Origin of the sequence: Thiothrix nivea DSM 5205, from assembly GCF_000260135.1 — a bacterium.
GTDB classification, from domain to species: Bacteria; Pseudomonadota; Gammaproteobacteria; order Thiotrichales; family Thiotrichaceae; genus Thiothrix; species Thiothrix nivea.
Genome location: NZ_JH651384.1, coordinates 20,584 through 42,025, shown reverse-complemented (window position 1 = coordinate 42,025; position 21,442 = coordinate 20,584). Strand labels below are relative to the sequence as shown.

General features: G+C 54.9%; 17 protein-coding genes. 12 read left to right on the top strand and 5 right to left on the bottom strand.

Going from position 1 to position 21,442, the window contains the following annotated elements:
* Positions 1-50 precede the first annotated feature (50 nt).
* From THINI_RS00550 to cydX, 9 genes are all read left to right on the top strand, one after another.
* Positions 51-1,769, top strand: coding sequence for a cation:proton antiporter domain-containing protein (locus THINI_RS00550; protein WP_002706695.1), 1,719 nt, complete (start codon positions 51-53; stop codon positions 1,767-1,769).
* Between the two features lie 102 nt (positions 1,770-1,871).
* A complete protein-coding gene (locus THINI_RS26940) occupies positions 1,872-2,141 on the top strand; it encodes a LysR family transcriptional regulator (protein ID WP_002706693.1) in 270 nt (89 codons plus the stop codon).
* Between the two features lie 301 nt (positions 2,142-2,442).
* Positions 2,443-3,714, top strand: a complete 1,272-nt coding sequence (locus THINI_RS00535) for an NAD(P)/FAD-dependent oxidoreductase (RefSeq protein ID WP_002706691.1) — start codon at positions 2,443-2,445, stop codon at positions 3,712-3,714.
* A gap of 102 nt (positions 3,715-3,816) precedes the next feature.
* Positions 3,817-5,022, top strand: a complete 1,206-nt coding sequence (locus THINI_RS00530) for an efflux RND transporter periplasmic adaptor subunit (RefSeq protein WP_002706690.1) — start codon at positions 3,817-3,819, stop codon at positions 5,020-5,022.
* Positions 5,023-5,045: 23 nt separating this feature from the next.
* Positions 5,046-8,306 (top strand): efflux RND transporter permease subunit, encoded by a 3,261-nt coding sequence (locus tag THINI_RS00525; RefSeq protein WP_002706687.1) that lies wholly within the window; start codon positions 5,046-5,048, stop codon positions 8,304-8,306.
* A 206-nt stretch (positions 8,307-8,512) separates the two neighbouring features.
* Positions 8,513-9,172: a hypothetical protein gene (locus THINI_RS00520; RefSeq protein WP_002706685.1), complete on the top strand. Its 660-nt coding sequence runs from the start codon at positions 8,513-8,515 to the stop codon at positions 9,170-9,172.
* Between the two features lie 79 nt (positions 9,173-9,251).
* Positions 9,252-10,853, top strand: a complete 1,602-nt coding sequence (locus THINI_RS00515) for a cytochrome ubiquinol oxidase subunit I (RefSeq protein ID WP_002706683.1) — start codon at positions 9,252-9,254, stop codon at positions 10,851-10,853.
* An 11-nt stretch (positions 10,854-10,864) separates the two neighbouring features.
* A complete protein-coding gene (gene cydB, locus THINI_RS00510) occupies positions 10,865-12,007 on the top strand; it encodes a cytochrome d ubiquinol oxidase subunit II (RefSeq protein WP_002706681.1) in 1,143 nt (380 codons plus the stop codon).
* 12 nt (positions 12,008-12,019) lie between these two features.
* The gene (gene cydX / locus THINI_RS23965) at positions 12,020-12,124 is read left to right on the top strand and encodes a cytochrome bd-I oxidase subunit CydX (protein ID WP_002706679.1); all 105 of its coding nucleotides are present in this window, start codon (positions 12,020-12,022) and stop codon (positions 12,122-12,124) included.
* 87 nt (positions 12,125-12,211) lie between these two features.
* On the opposite strand, the gene guaA is transcribed toward cydX, so the two are convergent.
* A complete protein-coding gene (gene guaA, locus THINI_RS00500; protein ID WP_002706674.1) occupies positions 12,212-13,789 on the bottom strand; it encodes a glutamine-hydrolyzing GMP synthase in 1,578 nt (525 codons plus the stop codon).
* Between the two features lie 62 nt (positions 13,790-13,851).
* A complete protein-coding gene (gene guaB / locus THINI_RS00495) occupies positions 13,852-15,312 on the bottom strand; it encodes an IMP dehydrogenase (RefSeq protein WP_002706673.1) in 1,461 nt (486 codons plus the stop codon).
* A gap of 144 nt (positions 15,313-15,456) precedes the next feature.
* Here guaB and THINI_RS00490 point away from each other — a divergent pair, with 144 nt between their 5' ends.
* The 3 genes from THINI_RS00490 (at position 15,457) to xseA (ending at position 17,798) form a co-directional block, all read left to right on the top strand.
* Positions 15,457-15,771: a hypothetical protein gene (locus THINI_RS00490; RefSeq protein ID WP_002706671.1), complete on the top strand. Its 315-nt coding sequence runs from the start codon at positions 15,457-15,459 to the stop codon at positions 15,769-15,771.
* 205 nt (positions 15,772-15,976) lie between these two features.
* A complete protein-coding gene (locus THINI_RS00485) occupies positions 15,977-16,396 on the top strand; it encodes a hypothetical protein (protein ID WP_002706669.1) in 420 nt (139 codons plus the stop codon).
* A 64-nt stretch (positions 16,397-16,460) separates the two neighbouring features.
* Entirely contained in the window at positions 16,461-17,798 is a 1,338-nt protein-coding gene (xseA, locus tag THINI_RS00480; protein ID WP_002706667.1) for an exodeoxyribonuclease VII large subunit, read from the top strand.
* Here the strand turns inward: xseA and THINI_RS22985 are convergent.
* The 3 genes from THINI_RS22985 to rpsO all read right to left on the bottom strand — a co-directional run bounded on the left by THINI_RS22985 (position 17,791) and on the right by rpsO (position 21,438).
* Entirely contained in the window at positions 17,791-18,807 is a 1,017-nt protein-coding gene (locus THINI_RS22985) for a hypothetical protein (RefSeq protein WP_002706666.1), read from the bottom strand. The genes xseA and THINI_RS22985 overlap by 8 nt on opposite strands.
* 72 nt (positions 18,808-18,879) lie before the next feature.
* On the bottom strand, positions 18,880-20,973 hold the full coding sequence (pnp, locus tag THINI_RS00470) for a polyribonucleotide nucleotidyltransferase (RefSeq protein ID WP_002706663.1): 2,094 nt from the start codon (positions 20,971-20,973) through the stop codon (positions 18,880-18,882).
* A 195-nt stretch (positions 20,974-21,168) separates the two neighbouring features.
* Positions 21,169-21,438, bottom strand: coding sequence for a 30S ribosomal protein S15 (gene rpsO, locus THINI_RS00465; RefSeq protein ID WP_002706662.1), 270 nt, complete (start codon positions 21,436-21,438; stop codon positions 21,169-21,171).
* Between the last annotated feature and the right edge of the window lie 4 nt (positions 21,439-21,442).

The following is a 21,442-nucleotide window of genomic DNA, read 5'->3' as shown; positions in this document are numbered from 1 at the left end:
GGGATGTTTTCATACATCCCCTTTTTTATTCAGGACAAAAGGATTGCCACATGGAACAGGCACTGCATCTACAACCCATTCTGACCCTGTTGATCATTGGTATTCTGGCCGTGGTGGTAATGCGCCCCCTGCACATGAGTCCGATTGTTGGCTACTTGTTGGCGGGCATGTTGATCGGTGAACACGGCTTCGGCTGGATTGAGGAGAGTGAAACCACCCATCTGCTGGCCGAGCTTGGGGTTGTATTCCTGTTGTTTGACATAGGCTTGCACTTTTCGATTGCCCATATCTGGGATGCGCGGCGGGACATCCTTGGGCTGGGGCCGTTACAAATTGTCCTGACGACGCTGTTGCTGGCAATACTGGCGGTATTGTTTGCGAGTATAAGTCTGGATGTGGCTATCGTGGCAGGCGCAACGCTGGCGCTCTCTTCGACAGCAGTAGCTGCGCAGATTTTGGCGGATAACCAGCAAAGCAGTTGCCCTGTGTCGGTTTCCGCTACTGCCGTACTGATTTTTCAGGATATCTGCGCGATTTTCCTGCTGATTCTGGCCAACTCATTGGGGGGCAATGAAGCTGCGCTAACCAGTACCATCGGTCTTGCTGCGTTGAAAGCGGTTGCTGCCTTTGGAGCTGCAATCATGCTTGGGCGCTTCCTGATTAGCCCGTTATTCCAGTGGATTGCCAGTTACAAGGATGATGAAGTTTTCACGGCTACTGCACTGTTTATTGTTCTGGCGACTGCTGCGGCTACCGGCTTGCTTGAACTTTCCCTGACATTGGGCGCATTTCTGGCTGGCATGATCATTTCGGAAACCCGTTACCGCCACATCATCCAGACTGAGGTGAAGCCGTTCCGGGGTTTGTTGCTGGGGTTCTTTTTCATCACTGTGGGGATGACATTGAACCTTGATGTACTGTTTGATCGCTGGGGAGAAATCCTGCTGGTCACGCTGGCGCTGGTCGGGCTTAAAGCAATGCTGATTTATGTGGCGGCACGCTTGCTTGGCACACCAGCACGCAGTGCCTTGCAAATGGGGATTCTGCTTTCGCAGGGCAGTGAATTTGCTTTCGTCATTTTTGCCATACCGGCTGTGAATCAGGCATTGGGAACGGAATATGCAGCTATACTGATTATCAGTGTCGCCGCGAGTATGGCACTTACGCCAATTCTGGTGCTGCTGGGTAGAAAACTTGCCCGCAAGTGGGCTGACGAAGACTGGAATAATAGCCGAACCCAAACGGACAATCAGCCTTCTGATACACCCGTGATTATTGTCGGCATGGCAGAGGTCGGGCGGCGGGTCGCCAATGCCCTGGATGCACATGACCTGCCCTACCGTTCGATTGAGGTTAACCATGATTGCTTCATGGACGCTTGCACGAATGGCTACAATGTCGGTTTCGGCGATGCCACCGATTTGCGCCTGATGCACACCATCAAGATGTCACATGCGCAAACCATTGTCATTACCTTTAGTAATTACGAAATTTCCAGCCAGTTGACACCTTTGGTGTTGGAAAAGCACCCTGACTTGAACCTCATGGTGGCAGTCAAGGATGAAGCAGCACGCAAGCGTTTCAATGCGTTAGGAATGCAAGCAGTGATACAACGGAGTTTCCCTCGTGGTTTGGACATGGCAGTAGCAGTCTTGGCCAGACATGATGTGGATGCAAAAAAAATCTACAGTTGGATGCAGCGTCAGCAAAGCAATGAGTTGGCAGATATGTTTTCGCCGTCAGCACTGGGATCCATTGCAGGAAAGTAGGGTGTAAGACACTGCAACTCAATGTCTGCATGGGGTTTTTCCTATACATTAGAATTTAATTATATTATTATTCTTTAATATTCTGATGCTAGGGATGGAGCGATGAACTTTCAGGTTTTGAGATATGTTGTAGCAGCTACAAATGTAAGACATTTTGGACAAGCGGCAGAGATGTGTAATGTGACACAACCCAGCTTGTCCGAACAAATCATAAAATTTGAAGAATATTTAGGGGTGGCGCTGTTTGTACGTACCAGAACAGGTGTTATTCCAACCAAAGTTGGCTTGCAGGTATCAATACTCGCACAAGAAGCGCTCGAAATTGAAAAAAGAATCAAGGCACTAAGCCCCCGACTAGGGGGTGGGGGTTAAGCCTGTATGCATAGGTATTTCCGATGGCTAAGCGATTTGTTGAAGGTTATATTTGATAGTGCAGATCTTTAGTATTCGCTGTTTTTTTAATATGAAAATATTATTACATTCAGATATATTAATACATATTAATATTCTAACATATTGAATTTTAAATAATTTTTTGACTTTTTGTGCATGGTATGGTTTTATCGGGTTTAGATGGAAAACCATCTGGAGCTTGCGTTGGTCTATCTTTTTATCCCACAGGGTGTGTGCTGCCAACATGCAAAATGTTCAAAAAAACCGCTAGGAGTTCAATATGGCCCACGTTGTCGTTCTTGGTGCTGGTACAGGCGGGATGCCTGCTGCTTATGAGTTACGGGAAATCCTTGGTAAAGGGCATGACATCACTGTCATCAATGAACGGGATTATTTCCAGTTCATCCCTTCCAACCCCTGGATTGCTGTTGGTTGGCGTACCCGCGCTGACATTATTTTTCCGATTGAGAAATACCTGGGCAAGAAAAAAATCAAGTTCATCGCCAGCCGTTGCAACAAGATTGACGCCGAGGCTAGTAGCTTGCATCTGGATAACGGCGATGTTGTCAGCTACGACTACCTGATTATCGCCACTGGGCCAAAACTGTTCTTTGACGAAGTGGAAGGCGCCGGCCCGCACGGTGGCCATACCCAGTCGGTTTGTGATGTCACCCATGCAGAAAAGGCTTACGAGGCGTATCAGAAGCTGCTGGAAAAAGGCAGTGGCCACATTGTCGTGGGCGCAATGCCTGCCGCCAGCTGTTTCGGCCCAGCTTACGAATTCGCCTTTATTCTGGACGCTGACATGCGCAAGCGTAAGGTGCGTGACAAGTTCAAGATGACTTACGTGACTTCCGAACCTTATATCGGCCACCTAGGTTTGGGTGGTGTGGGCGACTCCAAAGGGATGCTGGAATCCGAGTTACGTAACCACCATATCAACTGGCTGACCAACGCCAAGACCCACAAGGTCGAAGAAGGCAAAATGTACGTCACCGAAATGACTGCCAAAGGTGAAGTCGAAAAGGAACACGAAATCGCCTTTGATTTCGCCATGATGCTGCCAGCGTTCAAGGGCGTGGACGCAGTTGCCGCAGTGGAAGGTCTGTGTAACCCGCGCGGTTTTGTCATTGTGGATGAGCTGCACCGCAGCCCCAAATACAAAAATATCTATTCTGCCGGCGTCTGTATTGCCATCCCACCGCTGGAACCCACCCCGGTGGCAACCGGTATGCCGAAAACTGGCTACATGATCGAGTCGATGGTCACATCCGCCGTGCATAATATTGCCGATGAGCTGGCAGGTAAAGAACCGCACACGACTGGCACCTGGAGCACGATCTGTCTGGCTGATTTTGGCGATACCGGCGCTGCTTTCGTGGCTATCCCGCAAATCCCGCCGCGCAACATGGTCTGGGCGAAGAAAGGCAAATGGGTGCACATGGCCAAAATTGCTTTCGAGAAATATTTCATCCGTAAGATGAAAAAAGGCAGTTCCGAGCCGTTCTATGAAAAGTCCATCATGAAAATGCTGGGTATTACCCGTATCTAAGCATGATGGCACTGGAACCCGGCCTGAAGTGGAGAGAGCAGGTCGGGTTTCTGACGGGTGAGTTTGGTGTTGTTTGCTAACACAGAATCTTGAGGAGGGTCTGTGGGTAACAAAAATATCCTGAGGCGGGGCTTCACTGCTGCCCTGCTCGCGGGTCTTGTTTCATCGTGGGCGGCGCAAGCTGCTGAAATCATTCCGGTGGGAACCACGGGTTCCTCATCCAATGCCGTTTTGGGCAGCACGGTAATCCCTTACAAGGAAGTCACCTTGTCTGCCCAGATTCCGGGCGTTGTCAAATACGTGGCAGGTGCGGTTGGTACCAGCTTGCCGCAAGGTGGTGTCGTTTTTCAGGTTGACGATTCCCAATTACGTGCCAAACGCAGTGCCGTGGTTGCCCAGATCAGTCAGGCGCAGGCCGGGGTAACCAATGCGCAGAGCCAGTATTACCGTGAACTGGCTTCGCCCCGCAGCAAGGATGTTGGCGCGATGCCGGGTTTTGCCATGCCTTCCATGTTTGACCAACTGGCGGTGCGTCCGTTCGCCAAATCGTTCATGGGCAACTACGACTCAGACGCGATCCGGCAGGCGGATTTATCCAATGCAACCGCCAATGTTTCCCAGGCACAAAGCCAGCTCCAGCAGGCCAATGCCCAGTTGCAGGAAATTGATGCATCCCTGCGTGATGCCAGCGCTTACGCGCCCTTTGAAGGCATCATCATGGAAAAAATGGTGGAAGTGGGTGATACCGTGCAACCGGGCCAGCCACTGGTGAAATTCGGGTACGTCAAATACAAGCGCTTGCAGGCGGATGTGCCTGCCGGTCTGGTCGGTAGCCTTAAGCAGGATATGCTGGTACCGGCGCGTATCGACGGCAGCACCCATACTTCAGTACGGGTATCGGAAATTTACCCCGTTGCAGACGCCAGCCGCCATACCGTCACCGTGAAATTCGACATCCCCATGGAAATCAGTACTGCGCCGGGTATGTATGCAGAAATCTATTTGCCGGAATCGAAACGCGGTGATTCACAGGTCATTACCGTTCCAAACAGTGCATTGCTGAAAGGGAGCAGCTTGCCCGCCGTATTGGTGGTCAAGGCGGATAACACCTCCGAACTGCGCATGGTACGCCTGGGTTCATCGCAAGGGGATGACCGGGTTGAAATCGTTTCCGGCCTGACCGCAGGTGAGCGCATTATTGATAGCCCGCCGGTAGGGGTGTCTTCCGGCTGGATGCCGCCGGAATCCAGATCCGCAGCAACGCCTGATGCAACAAACAGCGGCGACAATAACGCCAGCCATAAATAACTTTACCCTTTACAGTAGGCACCATGGACGAATCCCAACAAGCTGAGCACCCGCAACACCATAACCTGGGCGTGGCGGGTGCGATGGCGCGTGCATTCATTACCTCACCACTTTCCCTATTGCTGTTGCTGGCATTTTTTGCGGTAGGCTTGCTCGGGCTGCAAATGACCCCACGTCAGGAAGACCCGCAGATTTCGGTGCCGATGGTGGATATTTTTGTCCGCTACCCTGGCGCATCGGCACAGGAAGTCGAAAACCTGATTTCCCGCCCGCTGGAAAGCATCATGTCGGAAATGACCGGCGTGGATCATGTGTATTCCTATTCCGCCCGCGAACAGTCGATGGTCACGGTGCAATTCATTGTCGGCCAGCAACTGGAGCCATCCCTGGTCAAACTCTATGACAAGCTGGAGTCGAACAGGGACCGCATTCCGATAGGTGTCGACCAGCCGCTGGTCAAGCCCAAGGGCGCGGATGATGTTCCGCTGGTAACCCTGACCTTGTGGTCGAACCAGGTTGATGACGCCAACCTGCGTCTGGTCGGTCTGGACGTGTTGCAAAGCCTGCGGGAAGTGGTCAATACCAGCCAGAGTTTCATTGTGGATGGGCGTCGGGATGAACTCAAGGTGGAAATCCTGCCGGAACGTCTGGCGACCTTCGGGGTGTCGCTGGGGCAGGTTGCCAACACCATCCGAATGGCCAATTCCGAACGCAATACCGGCACGGTCGAGCCTGACCAGCGGGTATTCAAAATCTACAGCGGCGCATTCCTGAATTCCGCTGAAGACGTGAAACGCCTGATTGTGTCGGTCGTCAATGGCCAGCCGGTTTATGTGCGTGATGTCGCCAGTGTTACAGAAAGCCCAAGTGAAGCCTCCAATGCCGTCGCTTACTACACTGGCGCGATCACTGAGGATACCCCCGAAGGTGCGGAACAAGCGGATAACGCTGCCGCAGTCACGCTAGCGCTGGCAAAAAAACACGGTACCAACGGCGTGGATGTGGCGAATGCCATACTGGCCAAGCTGGATATGCTGAAAGGCCGCGTCATCCCCGATAATGTGCATGTCGAAATCACCCGTAACTACGGCGAGAGTGCCAAGGAAAAGGTCAACGAACTGATTTTCAAACTGTTCGTAGCGACCGGTATTGTAACCATATTGGTATGGTTTTTCCTGGGTTTCCGGGCGGCGGGCGTGGTGTTGATCGTGATTCCGGCAGTTATTACCACCACGGTGTTTGCGGCCTGGATACTCGGCATGACCATTGACCGGGTGAGCTTGTTTGCGCTGATTTTCTCCATTGGTATCTTGGTGGATGACGCCATCGTGGTGGTGGAAAACATTTACCGACGCTGGCTGCTGGTTGAGGATACCGATATTTCAACAGCGGTAGATGCAGTACGTGAGGTCGGCAACCCGACTATCCTGGCGACGGCGACGGTGATTGCCGCCTTGCTGCCGATGGGGTTTGTCAGCGGAATGATGGGGCCTTACATGCGGCCTATCCCGGTACTCGGTTCGGTGGCAATGGTGATTTCGTTGTTTGCCGCGTTTGCTTTTACCCCGTGGCTGACCAACCGTTTCAAGCCATCCCTAAACAGTTTGCGGGAATCGGCAGCCAAAGAACACAAGCAGGCTGCCAGATTGGAAAAGCTGTTCCGTGGCATGATCGTGCCGCTGGCGACCAACCGCAAGAAGGGCATGATCTTCCTGGCCAGTATTGTGGTGGTTTTCTTCCTGTTCATGGCGCTGTTTTACCCGCTCAAAGCGGTGCGGGTGAAAATGCTGCCGCTGGATAACAAGCCTGAATTCAACGTGGTGCTGAACATGCCGGAAGGTACAGCCCTGCCGGTGACGGCCAATCTCGTGCACAGCATGGCGACCGCCCTGAAAGGCATTCCGGAAGTGACCGCGCTGCAAACCTATGTTGGCACTGCTTCACCCTATAACTTCAATGGCTTGGTACGGCATTACTACCTGCGCAACCAACCCTGGCAGGCTGACATCCAGGTACAACTGACCAGCAAGCATGAGCGCAAACGCACCAGCCACCAGATTGCCGTGGAAGCCCGCGCCTTGTTACAACCATTACTGAAAGCTACGGCTGGCCAGTTGCAAGTGGTCGAAATGCCGCCTGGCCCACCGGTGCTGCAATCGGTGGTGGCCGAAATCTACGGGCCGGATGCGGCAACCCGCCGCAAGGTCGCGACTGACATGATGGCTTTCTTCAGACAAGCCGAGAATCTGGATGATGTCGACAGCCTAATGACCGCAGAGCATGACATCCTGCGTTTCATGGTCGACTCCGATAAAGCGCAACGCAATGGCATCACGGCGGAAGACGTGAACCGCACACTGGAAATGGCGATGGGTGGCTTCATTTTGGGTGACATCAAGAAAAATGCCCTGATTGACCCGACCAAAATCATCATGCAAGTGCCGCTGAATGCGCGTTCGCAGATTTACCGCCTGTCCCAATTGCCGGTTGCCAACCGGATGGGTCAATCCGTGCCCCTGCATGAGCTGGGAACCTTCGTATTCGACAAGCAAGACAAACCAATTTACCGCAAGGATCTACGCCCGGTTGAATTCGTGACGGCGGAAACGGTTGGCCGACTGGCTGCCCCGGTCTATGGGCAAAGCCAGGTGGAAGATTTGCTAAGAAACGCCAACGACGGCCAGGGGTATGTAACGCCTGACGGGACGCAACTGGCTGACGCAGCCTATTGGCTGAAAACGCCACAAGGCGTTGAGGGCAAGTCTGCCTTTGAATGGGGCGGCGAATGGACAGTGACCTGGGAAACCTTCCGCGACATGGGGATTGCCTTCGCCGCCGCGCTGGTGCTGATTTACATGCTGATTGTGGCGCAGTTCGGTAACTTCATCCTGCCTGCCATCATCATGGCTCCGATTCCGTTGACCCTGATCGGCATTGTACCGGGGCATTGGCTGATGGATGCGGAATTCACCGCAACCTCCATGATTGGTTTCATCGCGCTGGCAGGGATCATTGTGCGCAACTCCATCCTGCTGGTGGATTTTGCCCGTGAAGCCGTGGTCAATGGCGAAAGCGTGATGGAGGCGGTGATCCATTCCTGCGAAGCACGTACCCGCCCGATCATCATCACGGCACTAGCATTGTTTGGTGGCTCGATGGTGATCCTTTCCGACCCGATCTTTCAGGGAATGGCGGTCTCGCTGATTTTTGGCGGGGCTGTGGCTACTTTGCTGACCTTGCTGATTATCCCCCTCGGGTGCGTCAGCGCTGGGAAGGCATTATGAATGGATACCTCCGTTTCTCCTAACACGAGAGGTTTTTGGCTCTAGGGTGGATGTTGGGGAAACCCCTGTTTTTCAGCCACCTCTAGAGCCACTTTTTAAATTTGGGAACTTGCTTGTTGCCTGTATGGAGGTGGTTTCAATCATTAGGCCGAAGATTCAATAGTAAACGATAGTAAATCTGTAAAGCGTTAGAGAGGATGGCTCAGATGAAAGTAACAATTAGTGTTTTGGCAGCCCTGTTGGCTTTGTCAACAACGGCTTCTGCTGAATTCTTTGATGGTTTTGATAACGGTTCAGGCGCAGGCAGTGGCCAGGGGAGTGGTGCTGGCAATACGTCTGGCAGTGGTCAAGGCTACGGTACAGGTAGTGGTGACGCCAATGCCTGGGGGCAAGGCAAGGGAGATGCCGACGGTGACGTGGACTTTTCCATAACGTTCAAAGGCAAAGGCAAGACTGACATGGCCTCCGATGCCGCCGGTAGCGGACGGGGCAATACAGCCAGCAATATGCAAGGCAATGGTTATGGCTACGGTAGTGGTTACAATAATATGACCGGTTACGGTAATAGCTCGAAGGCTAATGGCTGGGGCAACCCTTGGGGTGGTATGCCGATGATGCAGCAAGGCCCACAAGGTGGTACGCCTAACATGCAGATGCCGATGATGCCGCCACAAAACTATATGCCGATGCCCATGCAGCAGTCGCCGATGATGATGATCCCCCCTGGTTACATGCTGGTACCGATACCATCAGGCCAGGCTCCAGCCGCACCGGCTCCGGCAGTAAGCCCAACTGGCGCTACGCCAGCTCCCGCTCCCGCTCCCGCTCCCGCCGCTAGCGCGGCAGCACCAGCGAATAGCCAATAAAAACATTCATGTGGAACCTTTTGCAGGAGCCAAGCCCATATGGCAGGCTCCTGCAAAATCAGTTTATTAGGGAGGTAACATGATAACTGATGCAGTCGTCGAGCTGTCGCGGCTCCAATTTGCCGTAACCGCGCTTTACCATTTCCTGTTTGTCCCGCTGACGCTGGGGATGACATTCATGCTGGCCATCATGGAGTCGGTGTATGTCATGACCGGCAAGCAGGTCTACAAGGACATGGTCAAATTCTGGGGCAAGCTGTTCGGCATCAACTTTGCCCTCGGCGTCACCACCGGCCTGACCATGGAGTTCCAGTTCGGGACGAACTGGGCCTACTATGCCCATTACGTCGGCGATGTGTTCGGTGCGCCCCTGGCCATTGAGGGGCTGATGGCGTTCTTCCTGGAGTCCACCTTTGTTGGCCTGTTCTTCTTCGGCTGGGACCGCCTGGGCAAGGTGCAGCATTTGGGCGTGACCTGGCTGATGGCGATTGGCACCAACCTGTCGGCGCTGTGGATACTGATTGCCAATGGCTGGATGCAGAACCCGGTCGGGGCGGAGTTCAGCTATGAGACCATGCGCATGGAGATGGTGGATTTTGCCGCCGTGCTGCTCAACCCGGTGGCGCAGGTGAAGTTCATCCATACGGTGGCTGCCGGTTATGTGACCGGGGCGATGTTCGTGCTCTCCATCAGCGCGTGGTACATCCTCAAAGGCCGTGACCTTGGGTTTGCGCGCCGTTCATTTGCGGTGGCTGCCGGTTTCGGTTTCGCCTCCATCCTCTCCGTGATCCTGCTCGGCGACGAAAGCGGTTATGAAGCCGGTGACGTACAAAAGATGAAACTGGCCGCCATTGAGGCGGAATGGCATACCGAGCCTGCGCCTGCCGGTTTCAACCTGATCGCCCGGCCGAACCAGGAAAAGGGTGAAAACGAGTTTGCGGTCAAAATCCCCTACGCCCTTGGCCTGATTGCCACCCGCTCCCTCACCGGGGAAGTCAAAGGCATCAACGACCTGGTGGAAGAAAACACCCAGCGCATCCGTAACGGTATCCTGGCCTATAACCTGTTCACCAAGATGCGGGCGGGTGTTGCCACGGAGGTGGATGTGGAAAGCTTCAACCGCCTGAAGGACGACCTGGGCTATGGCCTGCTGCTGAAGCGCTATACGCCCAATGTGGTGGATGCGACTGAGGGGCAGGTGCAGATGGCGGCGAAAGATACCGTGCCGGCGGTTGCACCGCTGTTCTGGGCGTTCCGCCTGATGGTGGCCTCCGGTTTCGCCATGCTGCTGGTGTTCGCCCTGGCGTTCTACTTCACCGCCAAGAAAACCGCCTGCACCAAACGCTGGTTGCTGCGGGTGGCGCTGTTCAGCCTGCCATTGCCGTGGGTTGCGATTGAGTCCGGTTGGTTTGTGGCCGAGTTTGGCCGCCAGCCGTGGGCGATTGGTGAGGTGCTGCCGACCTTCCTGGGCACGTCCACCCTGACGGAATGGGATTTGATCGGCAGTATCGCGGGCTTTGTGTTCTTCTACACCATCCTGCTGGTGGTTGAGATGTACCTGATGGTCAAGTTTGCCAAGCAAGGCCCCAGCAGCCTGCATACCGGGCGCTACCATTTCGAGAAGAACGGTGGTGGCCACGCAGGCGCTGTGATGGCTGACAAACTCAACGGCCGGGTGTAAGGAGTACGGACATGATTTTTGATTATGAAACTTTCAAGCTCATCTGGTGGGCGCTGGTTGGGGTGTTGTTTATCGGTTTCGCCCTGACGGATGGCTTTGACATGGGCGTGGGTGCGTTGCTGCGCTATGTCGGCAAGACGGATGAGGAGCGCCGGGTGGCGATCAACACGATTGCGCCGCATTGGGACGGCAACCAGGTGTGGCTGATCCTGGCGGCGGGTGCAATCTTTGCGGCCTGGCCGATCACCTTCGGGGCATCGTTCTCCAGCTTCTACTGGGCGCTGGTGCTGACGCTGTTTTCGCTGTTCTTCCGCCCGGTCGGTTTTGATTACCGTTCCAAGATTGCCAACCCGGTTTGGCGCAATACCTGGGACTGGGGGCTGGTGGCTGCCGGGGTGATCCCGCCGCTGGTGATCGGGGTGGCGTTTGGCAACCTGTTGCTGGGGGTGCCGTTTGAGTTCGATGAGTTCCTGCGCATCTCCAGCCACGGCTCGCTGTTTGCGCTGTTCCACCCGTTTGCGGTGTTGGCGGGGCTGGTCAGCCTGCTGATGTTCATGATGCAGGGCGCGACCTACCTGATGATGCGCACCGATGAGGCGGTTTACCGGCGTTCCCGCAGGGCGGCGCAACTGACGGCCATGGGTGTGCTCGTCACCTTTGGCCTGGCCGGCATCTGGCTGTGGGCGGGGGTTGATGGCTATGCCATCACCCGGGAGCCTTCCCACAACGCGCTGCCCAACCCGGTGGCGAAGGAGGTTGTGCCAATGGCGGGTGCGTGGCTGGCGAACTATGGCAAGTACCCGCTGGCGGTCATGGCGCCACTGGCGGGTTTCCTGGGCGCATTCGGCGTGCTGCTGCTGGCAGGGAAAGACCGCCCGGTGCTGAGCTTCCTCAACAGTTCGCTGAGCGTGGTGGGCGTGATCATGACGGCGGGCGTCTCGCTGTTCCCGTTTGTGATGCCGTCCAGCCTCAACCCCAGCCATAGCCTGACCATCTGGGATTCCGCCTCCAGCCATCTGACGCTGGCGATCATGTTCTGGGCGGCCATGATCTTTGTGCCCATCATCCTGTTCTACACCATCTGGTGCTACAGGCAGCTGTGGGGCAAGGTCACGGTCAAGTTCATCCGCGACAATGACCACGCGGTTTATTGAGGAGGGTTCAACATGTGGTATTTTGCCTGGTTACTTGGCGTCCTGCTGGCCTGCGCCTTCGGCATCATCAATGTGATGTGGCTGGAGTTCCATGGCGGCTTGGATTCCGATGACTGAGTAAGAGGAACGGGGGTGGCACAAGCCACTGCCCTATTCCCTGAAAACCAACGCAGGGCGAGGCAGAAATGTCCGCCCTGCTTGCTTTTACTCCCACTCAATCGTGGCCGGCGGCTTCCCGGAGATGTCGTAAACAACCCGTGAAATCCCCTTGATTTCATTGATGACACGGCGGGAAACCAGATCAAGGAAGTCGTAAGGCAGGTGTGCCCAGCGCGCGGTCATGAAGTCAATGGTTTCCACCGCCCGTAGCGCCACCACGTAGTCATAGCGGCGGCCATCGCCGGTCACACCAACCGATTTCACTGGTAGAAATACCGCAAACGCCTGTGAAGTCTTGTCATACAAGTCGTGCTTGCGCAGCTCTTCAATGAAAATGTGGTCAGCCAGACGCAGCAGGTCAGCATATTCTTTTTTCACTTCACCGAGTATACGCACGCCCAGACCAGGGCCGGGGAACGGGTGGCGGTAGACCATTTCCGGTGGCAGGCCAAGTTCTACACCCATCACCCGCACTTCGTCTTTGAACAGCTCACGTAGAGGCTCGACCAGACCCAGTTTCATGTTTTCCGGCAGACCACCGACATTGTGGTGCGACTTGATCAGGTGCGCCTTGCCAGTCTTGGCTCCGGCGGATTCGATCACATCCGGGTAAATCGTGCCTTGCGCCAGCCATTTGGCAGAGGTCAGTTTGGCGGATTCCTCGTCGAAAATATCGATGAACATGCCGCCGATAACCTTGCGTTTTTTCTCCGGATCAGTAACACCTTCGAGAGCAGTAAGGAAACGCGCTTCCGCATCCACGCGGATAACTTTCACGCCCATGTGTTCGGCAAACATCGCCATTACCTGGTCGCCTTCGCGGTAACGTAACAGGCCGGTATCGACGAATACACAGGTCAACTGGTCGCCAATCGCCTTGTGCAGTAACGCAGCAACCACGGAAGAATCCACCCCGCCGGACAGGCCAAGGATGACCTCATCCGAACCCACCTGCTCACGGACTTTCTGGATGTTGTCTTCGATGATGTTGGCTGTCGTCCACAAGCCTTCACAACCGCAAATGTCACGTACAAAGCGTTGCAGAATGCGCTTGCCCTGTTTGGTGTGGGTCACTTCCGGGTGGAATTGCAGGGCGTACAAATGACGGGCTTCATCCGCCATCGCCGCAATCGGCGCGGAATCGGTGCTGGCCATCAGCTTGAAGCCTGTCGGCAATTCTGTCACCTTGTCACCGTGTGACATCCACACATCCAGCAGGCCGAAACCTTCCGGCGAAACATGGTCTTCGATTTCGCGCAGCAGTTCGGTATGGCCACGCGCCCGCACCTGTGCATAACCGAACTCACAATGGCTGGAAGCTTCCACCTTGCCGCCCAGTTGTGCCGCCATGGTCTGCATCCCGTAGCAGATGCCCAGTACCGGCACACCCAACGAGAATACGGTATCCGGCGCACGGGGTGGCTCCGCGTCCGTCACCGATTCCGGGCCGCCTGACAGGATAATGCCTTTCGCGCCAAAGTCGGCAACGGCCTGCGCCTCCACATCCCACGGGTAAATTTCGCAATAAACGCCCACCTCCCGCACCCGGCGGGCAATCAACTGGGTGTACTGGGAGCCGAAATCAAGGATCAGGACGCGATCAGCATGAATATTTTGGGTCATGGTAACTCTCTTGCTCCCCTTCCCCCTTGCGGGGTAGGGGCTGGGGGTAGGGGGGTAAACAACTACACTCGATAGTTTGGTGATTCTTTGGTAATGGTTACGTCATGCACGTGGGACTCACGCATACCAGCGCTGGAAATGCGCACGAACTGCGGCTTGGTACGCATTTCTTCCAAATCCTTACACCCGACATAACCCATGCTGGAACGCAAGCCCCCCATCATCTGGTGGATAATCGGAGCCAGCGGCCCTTTATACGGCACACGGCCTTCGATACCTTCCGGCACCAGCTTATCGGCTGCGTTTTCGGAGCCTTCCTGGAAGTAACGGTCACTGGAGCCTTTCGCCATCGCACCCAGGGAACCCATGCCCCGGTAAGACTTGTAGGAACGCCCCTGGAACAACTCGACTTCACCCGGTGCTTCCTCAGTACCAGCGAACATGCCGCCCAGCATCACGGTATGCGCCCCAGCAGCAATTGCCTTGGAAATGTCGCCGGAATAACGGATGCCACCGTCAGCAATGAGCGGGACGCCCGTGCCTTCCAGCGCTTTCGCCACATTCATGACAGCGGAAATCTGCGGGACGCCCACGCCAGCCACGATACGGGTGGTGCAGATGGAACCGGGGCCAATGCCAACCTTAACCGCATCCGCGCCCATCTTGACCAGATCCAGCGCTGCTTCGCCTGTGGCGATATTGCCGCCGATCACCTGCACCTGCGGGAAGTTGTCTTTCACCCATTTGACGCGATCCATAACGCCCTGGGAATGCCCATGCGCGGTATCGACCACCACTACGTCAACCCCCGCTTCCACCAGCGCGCGCACCCGGTCTTCCGTGCCATAACCCACACCGACCGCCGCACCAACGCGCAAACGGCCTTGATCATCCTTGCAGGCATTCGGGAAATCGGTGGATTTCTGAATATCCTTGACCGTGATCAGGCCACGCAACTGGAATTTGTCATTGATCACCAATACCTTTTCAATCCGGTGTTTGTGCAACAGTTTGCGGATTTGCCCTTTGCTTGCGCCCTCTTCCACCGTTACCAGCCGCTCTTTCGGGGTCATGATGGTACTGACCGGCTCATCCAGATGGATTTCAAAGCGCAGGTCGCGCCCGGTGACGATGCCCACCAGATCTTCACCTTCCACGACGGGTACGCCGGAAATATTATGCGCGCGGGTCAAGGCCAGCACTTCGCGGATGGTCGTGGTCGGGCTGACGGTGAAGGGATCCTTGATAATGCCACTTTCGTATTTTTTCACCATGCGCACCTGATCGGCCTGTGCCTGGATGCTCATGTTCTTGTGGATGATGCCCATGCCGCCTTCCTGAGCCAGTGCAATGGCCAAACGGGCTTCCGTTACCGTATCCATCGCTGCCGACAGCAAGGGGATGTTGAGGGTGATGTCACGGGTCAGACGGGATTGGAGGTTGGCGTCCGCTGGCAGTACGCTGGAGTGTGCTGGCACCAGAAGGACATCGTCAAAGGTAAGGGCTTCCTGAAGGATACGCATGGGGCTTTTGTCCGGTCTTTGAAAAGAAGCGACTCATTATAAGGTTTGACCTCAAGCCGGTAAACTGCTATCAATAGACCCGTGATAATTCAATTATTTGATTTATCTCATTGATATAATTTTACGGAGAGGAGGAACCCGTTGATGAAATTAAAAACACTGTTCACTGCGCTGGCTCTGTCTATTGCCACTTCCGCATTTGCTGCTGATAAAGCTACCCTGAAAGATGGCGTTGACGCTGAAGTAAAAGCAGCGATTGAAGCTGCCCAGAAAGCAAACAGTGACGTCCCAACCGGTTTTGCATGGCGTGACAGCGGTAAACAGCTCGAAGACGCAATCAAGGCTGCGAACGGCGGTGATAATGACAAGGCCAAAAACCTGGCTGCTGAAGTCAAGACTGCTGCCGAAAATGGCGTGAAGCAAGCCGAGGCAGGCAAAAGCGCAGGCCCACGCTTCTAAGCTCCCCCACTGCATAATAGCCGGGAAAGCCGGGTATCTCCCGGCTTTTTATTAATGAAAAACAAATATAAACAATAACTTAAAAACCAACCTCCGAACTGCGAAAATAGTGTTTGACCGGTTTTCGGGAAACTGATATTTATGTGTTTTCCGACGTTCAGGTTTTACTTTTTCAAAGCGCATTAACATAACCGGAGGAGGTTAAATGAAACTCAAAGCGTTGTTTACAAGCCTGGCGCTGTCCCTTTTGGTTTCGGTCGCATTTGCAGCAGACGACAAGAAAGCTGACGACGCGAAACCGGCAGAAGCAAAAGCAGCCGACAGCAAGCCTGCTGAAGGCAAGAAGGAGGAGAAAAAAGAAGAGAAGGTCGCCCTCAAGGATGGCGCATCAGATGAACTCAAAGCAGCCTATGAGGCTGCCGAGAAAGAAAACGCCGCTGTCCCGAAAGGTTTTGGATGGTTCTGGGGTGATATGACAGCATCACAACAGCTGGAAGCAGGCGTCAAGGCCGCCAATGACGGTAAAGATGAAGACGCCATGAAAATCTTCAAGAAAGTTGCAGCTGCTGGCAAGGCTGCCCAGGAACAGGCTGAAGCAGCCAAAACCGCCGCCCCACGCTTCTAAATCCGTCTCTTGCAGACCCCAGAAAAGCCGGACAATGTACCGGCTTTTTTGCTATGTTCCCCCCATGCAAACCGAACGAACCATTCTCAGCGTTTCCCAGCTCAACAACGAAGTCGGCCAACTGCTGGCGCAGGGTTTCCCTACCTTGTGGGTGGAAGGTGAAATCTCCAACTTCGTGCGTGCCGCTTCCGGCCATCTCTATTTCAGCCTGAAGGATGCTGGCGCACAAGTACGCTGCGCCATGTTCCGCAACCGCGCCATATCCCTGAAACTCCAGCCACGCAACGGCCTGAAAGTCATGGTGCGCGGCAAGGTCGGGCTGTATGAACCGCGTGGCGAATACCAGTTCATCATCGAACACATGGAAGACGTGGGCGAAGGCGCATTGCAACGCCAGTTTGAGGAACTCAAGCGCAAGTTACAGGCGCAAGGCCTATTTGCTACGGAACACAAGCTCCCCCTGCCCCCGTTTCCGCGCTGCATTGGCGTGATCACCTCTCCCACCGGGGCTGCCATTCGTGACATCCTCAATGTGCTGAAACGCCGTTGCCCGCAGATTCCCGTCCTCATCTACCCGGTGCTGGTGCAAGGTGATGGCGCGAAGGAGCAAATCGTCAAGGCCGTCCGTCAGGCTGACGATGATAAGCGTTGTGATGTGTTGATCCTGGCACGCGGTGGCGGCCCCATCGAAGACCTGTGGCCGTTCAACGAGGAATCCGTCGCCCAGGCGGTTTATGCTTGCACAACACCTATCATCAGCGGCGTGGGGCATGAAATTGACTTCACCATTGCCGATTTCGTCGCCGACGTGCGCGCGCCTACCCCCTCCGCCGCTGCCGAACTGGTCAGCCCCGACATGCTTGCCCTCCAAACCCATTTGCGGCGGCTGTACCTGCAACTGCAACGCAGCCAGGCGCGCAGGCTGCAACTGGTGGGCGAACAACTGCGCCGTCTGCAACAGCGGCTGGAGAACCAGCGCCCTACCAATCGCTTACAACAAAAAGTCCAACGACTGGATGAACTGGACATGCGGCTACGTACTGCCCTTACCCGCCGCTTGCAACAACAGCAGGAGCGGTTTGCCAACCTGCAAACCCGCCTGCGGAACCAGTCGCCTGCCCGGCAAATCCGCCAGCAGCAGGAACAACTTGCCCGTAACCGTCAGACGCTTGCCGTGCACATACAGCAACAACTGGAAAAAGCCCGACGCCGTTTGCAGATGCAGGCAGGCCAGTTACACGCATTGAGTCCTTTGGGCACGCTGGAACGCGGCTACAGTATCGTGCACCATGCGCAAACCGGGCAGGTCTTACGCAACACCACTCCTCTCCGGTTGGGTGAAACGGTTTCCACCACATTGCACGACGGTAGCTTCGAGAGCATTGTTACCAGTATCAAATAAGCTGTTCCCAGCCCGCAGATCGCTTTTGCCAGAATTTCCAGGCGGATGCCGGTTCAGCATAAAAGATTCGCCCGTCGCAGGCTGTCAGGCTGACAGTAAACTGGCCGCTTTTCATGGTGGAAAGCGCGGGCGCAAACCAGTCTTTTTCCAGCTTATCGACAGCCTGTTGCCATGCCTGGGGGTTATCGCTGACCGAGGGGATTAGCAAATCGTCGAGGATGATCTGGTATTCGCCAGAACCGAATGTGCATTCCGCCCATTTGCTGACGGGTTGATGGGCGGTATCAGTCGCTATTGACAAGGTTTGGGCGGTGACGGATGGGCCGAGAAATCCCCCCTGCCCCCCCTTTTGCAAAGGTGGGAGTGAAAATGGGCTGGAGGCTCCCCACAGCCAGAGGCCGTTGACGGCTGGGATGCCGCTGGTGTGCAGGAGCATCTGGATTTCGTTCAGCAGGCAATGCCAGTAGCGCTTGTTACCTTGCGGTAGTAGCTGGAAGATACCCTGCCCCAGCACCTGGGAAAGAGGTGTAGTACGTAATGTAGGGTCATTTACCCTTTCACCCAGCAAATACCAGCGTTGTGGGTGCTGCGCCTCCAGCTGCAAACCGTCTTCGGCCAGATGGCGGTTTAACAGAGCCAGCAATTCCCCCAGCTCCTGCGGTGAGATTAGCGGTAATTCCGGGTGCAGCAATACCTGGTCAATACCGCTTTGCAGGAAAACCGGGTCAGCGCACATCAATGGCTGCCGTGGCAATGCGCCAAAATCCAGTTGGTAACGGTAGCGGGCAAAGGGAAGCTCGGTGTCAGCAGGATGCCCGGCACAGTGGAACAAGGTATTTTCCAGACCGGTCACGGGTAGGTTTTCCACACCGGCATTTGCGCTCAGGCGTAACAGGTTTTCTGCCACTGGCTGAAAAGCAAAGTCTTTACACCACAACCCTAGGGGCTGGAACAAGCCGGGGATGTAGAAGGTGATACGTGAACTGTTCTTACAATTAACTTTAGACATCACGCATTAGCCACTGATTTAAAAACCCTTCCTCCAGCAAGGGAAGAAAGGTTTGCAGGATGGAAGTGCGGATTATTCGCCTTCAGCGATGGCTTTCGCGCTCAGACGCAGACGCCCCTGACGGTCAATCTCGATAACTTTGACGCGCACAGTGTCACCCACGTTCAGGTGGTCGGTTACGTTCTCAACACGCTCGTTGCTGATCTGGGAAATGTGCAGCAGACCGTCCTTGCCCGGCAGGATGGTGACGAATGCGCCGAAGTCCATGATGCGTGCAACCTTGCCTTCGTAAACCTTGTTCAGTTCCACCTCGGCAGTGATGGATTCAATGATGGCACGCGCTTCGTAAGCAGCCTTGGCATCAACTGCCGCAATCTTGATAAAACCTTCGTCGTTAATGTCGATGCTGCAACCGGTCTTCTCGGTAATACCACGGATGGTTTCGCCACCCTTGCCAATCACTTCGCGGATTTTTTCCGGGTTGATCTTCATGGTGACGTAACGTGGCGCGTACTGGGAAATCTCGTCACGTGGCGCTTCGATGCCTTTGGCCATTTCGCCGAGGATATGCAGACGGCCCGCTTTCGCCTGGGTCAGTGCCTGCTGCATGATTTCCTTGGTGATGCCGTTGATTTTGATGTCCATTTGCAGCGCGGTGATGCCTTCGGAGGAACCGGCTACCTTGAAGTCCATGTCGCCGAGGTGGTCTTCATCACCGAGAATGTCGGACAGAACTGCGAAACGGTCGCCTTCCTTGATCAGACCCATCGCGATACCCGCAACCGGCGCTTTCAAGGGAACGCCTGCGTCCATCATCGCCAGGGAACTACCGCACACGCTAGCCATGGAGCTGGAACCGTTGGATTCGGTGATTTCGGAGACGCAGCGGATGGTGTACGGAAAATCATCCGTGTTCGGCACCATGGCTTTCACACCACGTTTGGCCAGACGGCCATGGCCGATTTCACGACGCTTTGGCGCGCCGAAACGGCCAACTTCACCCACAGAGTACGGTGGGAAGTTGTAGTTGAACAGGAAGTTATCCTTGTATTCGCCGGTAATTGCGTCGATAACCTGTGCATCGCGCTCAGTACCCAGCGTGGTAACAACCAGCGCCTGGGTTTCGCCACGGGTGAACAGCGCGGAACCGTGTGCGCGTGGCAGCACGCCCAGACGGACAGTAATCGGGCGAACCATATCCAGTGCACGACCATCGATACGTGGCTTGCCGTCGAGGATGCTGCCGCGCACGATTTTCTTCTCAACGTTCTTGAACTCGCCCTTGATGTCGTCAGCGGAGAAGCCTTCTTCGCCTTCTTTCGCGGTCAGTTTTTCCACCGCAGCAACCAGCACTTCGTCGATACGGCCATAACGCTGTTGCTTGTCAGCAATCTGGAACGCTTCGGTCAGAGGCGCTTCGCACTCGCCAGCAACGGCTGCCTGCAATGCAGTATTGGCTTCTGGTGCAGACCAGTCCCATGCAACAGTGCCAGCTTCCTTGGTCAGTTCGTTAATCGCGTTGATAACAACCTGCATCTGGTCGTGACCGAAAATGACAGAGCCCAGCATCACATCTTCGCTCAGTTCTTTCGCTTCGGATTCAACCATCAGTACAGCTGCATCAGTACCGGCAATCACCAAATCGAGACCGGAAGTGGCCAGGTCAGCTTTGGAAGGGTTCAACAGGTATTCACCATTACGGTAGCCAACACGGGCAGCACCGATAGGGCCTTGGAAAGGCATACCGGACAGCGCCATCGCAGCGGATGCACCGATCATGGCCGGAATGTCAGCCGGAACTTCGGGGTTCATGGAAACAACCATGGCGATAACCTGAACTTCGTTGGTGAAGCCATCCGGAAACAGCGGGCGCAGCGGGCGGTCGATCAGGCGTGCAACCAGCGTTTCTTCTTCAGTTGCGCGGGTTTCACGCTTGAAGAAACCGCCGGGAATGCGACCTGCTGCATAGAATTTTTCCTGATAATCAACAGTCATCGGGAAGAAATCACGGCCTTCAACCGCGTTTTTCTGGCCTACGACGGTGACCAGTACGCAGGTATCGTCCATATTGACGATAACAGCAGCACTGGCCTGTTTGGCGATTTCGCCGGTTTCGATAGTGACGGTGTTGTTACCGTACTGGAATGTTTTGGTAATTTTAGCCATTACGTTTCTTTTCCTTATAAGGATTCATTGGATTTTGTGGGGTGTCACGGGCAGGCTGTTGAGAAGAATTTTGACGAAGGTTGATGGCAAAACCCTTTTCAACAACCTTACTGCGTGACGAACTTACTTTAAAAAATCAAAATCTATATAACAAAACACCGCACAAAGGCGGTGTTTTGTCTGGCTTGTATCGGATTAGCGACGCAGGCCGAGGCTGCTGATCAGGGCTTGGTAACGGCCCAAATCCTTGCGCTTGAGGTAATCCAGCAGCTTGCGGCGCTGGTTTACCATGGCCAGCATACCGCGACGGGAATGATGGTCATGTTTGTGGTTTGCAAAATGGTCCGCCAGATGCTTGATACGCGCTGTCAGCAGCGCAACCTGCACCTCCGGGGACCCGGTATCTGTATCTGATTGGCGGTATTGCGCGACAACACCAGCCTTTTCTTCTGCACTCAGAGACATTCGC

What these genes read in the sequence shown, in the direction of transcription:
- THINI_RS00550 (WP_002706695.1), top strand. Translation starts at nt 51, where the DNA reads ATGGAACAGGCACTGCATCTACAACCCATTCTGACCCTGTTGATCATT.
- THINI_RS26940 (WP_002706693.1), top strand. Translation starts at nt 1,872, where the DNA reads ATGAACTTTCAGGTTTTGAGATATGTTGTAGCAGCTACAAATGTAAGA.
- THINI_RS00535 (WP_002706691.1), top strand. Translation starts at nt 2,443, where the DNA reads ATGGCCCACGTTGTCGTTCTTGGTGCTGGTACAGGCGGGATGCCTGCT.
- THINI_RS00525 (WP_002706687.1), top strand. Translation starts at nt 5,046, where the DNA reads ATGGACGAATCCCAACAAGCTGAGCACCCGCAACACCATAACCTGGGC.
- THINI_RS00520 (WP_002706685.1), top strand. Translation starts at nt 8,513, where the DNA reads ATGAAAGTAACAATTAGTGTTTTGGCAGCCCTGTTGGCTTTGTCAACA.
- THINI_RS00515 (WP_002706683.1), top strand. Translation starts at nt 9,252, where the DNA reads ATGATAACTGATGCAGTCGTCGAGCTGTCGCGGCTCCAATTTGCCGTA.
- cydB (WP_002706681.1), top strand. Translation starts at nt 10,865, where the DNA reads ATGATTTTTGATTATGAAACTTTCAAGCTCATCTGGTGGGCGCTGGTT.
- cydX (WP_002706679.1), top strand. Translation starts at nt 12,020, where the DNA reads ATGTGGTATTTTGCCTGGTTACTTGGCGTCCTGCTGGCCTGCGCCTTC.
- guaA (WP_002706674.1), bottom strand. Translation starts at nt 13,789, where the DNA reads ATGACCCAAAATATTCATGCTGATCGCGTCCTGATCCTTGATTTCGGC.
- guaB (WP_002706673.1), bottom strand. Translation starts at nt 15,312, where the DNA reads ATGCGTATCCTTCAGGAAGCCCTTACCTTTGACGATGTCCTTCTGGTG.
- THINI_RS00490 (WP_002706671.1), top strand. Translation starts at nt 15,457, where the DNA reads ATGAAATTAAAAACACTGTTCACTGCGCTGGCTCTGTCTATTGCCACT.
- THINI_RS00485 (WP_002706669.1), top strand. Translation starts at nt 15,977, where the DNA reads ATGAAACTCAAAGCGTTGTTTACAAGCCTGGCGCTGTCCCTTTTGGTT.
- xseA (WP_002706667.1), top strand. Translation starts at nt 16,461, where the DNA reads ATGCAAACCGAACGAACCATTCTCAGCGTTTCCCAGCTCAACAACGAA.
- THINI_RS22985 (WP_002706666.1), bottom strand. Translation starts at nt 18,807, where the DNA reads ATGTCTAAAGTTAATTGTAAGAACAGTTCACGTATCACCTTCTACATC.
- pnp (WP_002706663.1), bottom strand. Translation starts at nt 20,973, where the DNA reads ATGGCTAAAATTACCAAAACATTCCAGTACGGTAACAACACCGTCACT.
- rpsO (WP_002706662.1), bottom strand. Translation starts at nt 21,438, where the DNA reads ATGTCTCTGAGTGCAGAAGAAAAGGCTGGTGTTGTCGCGCAATACCGC.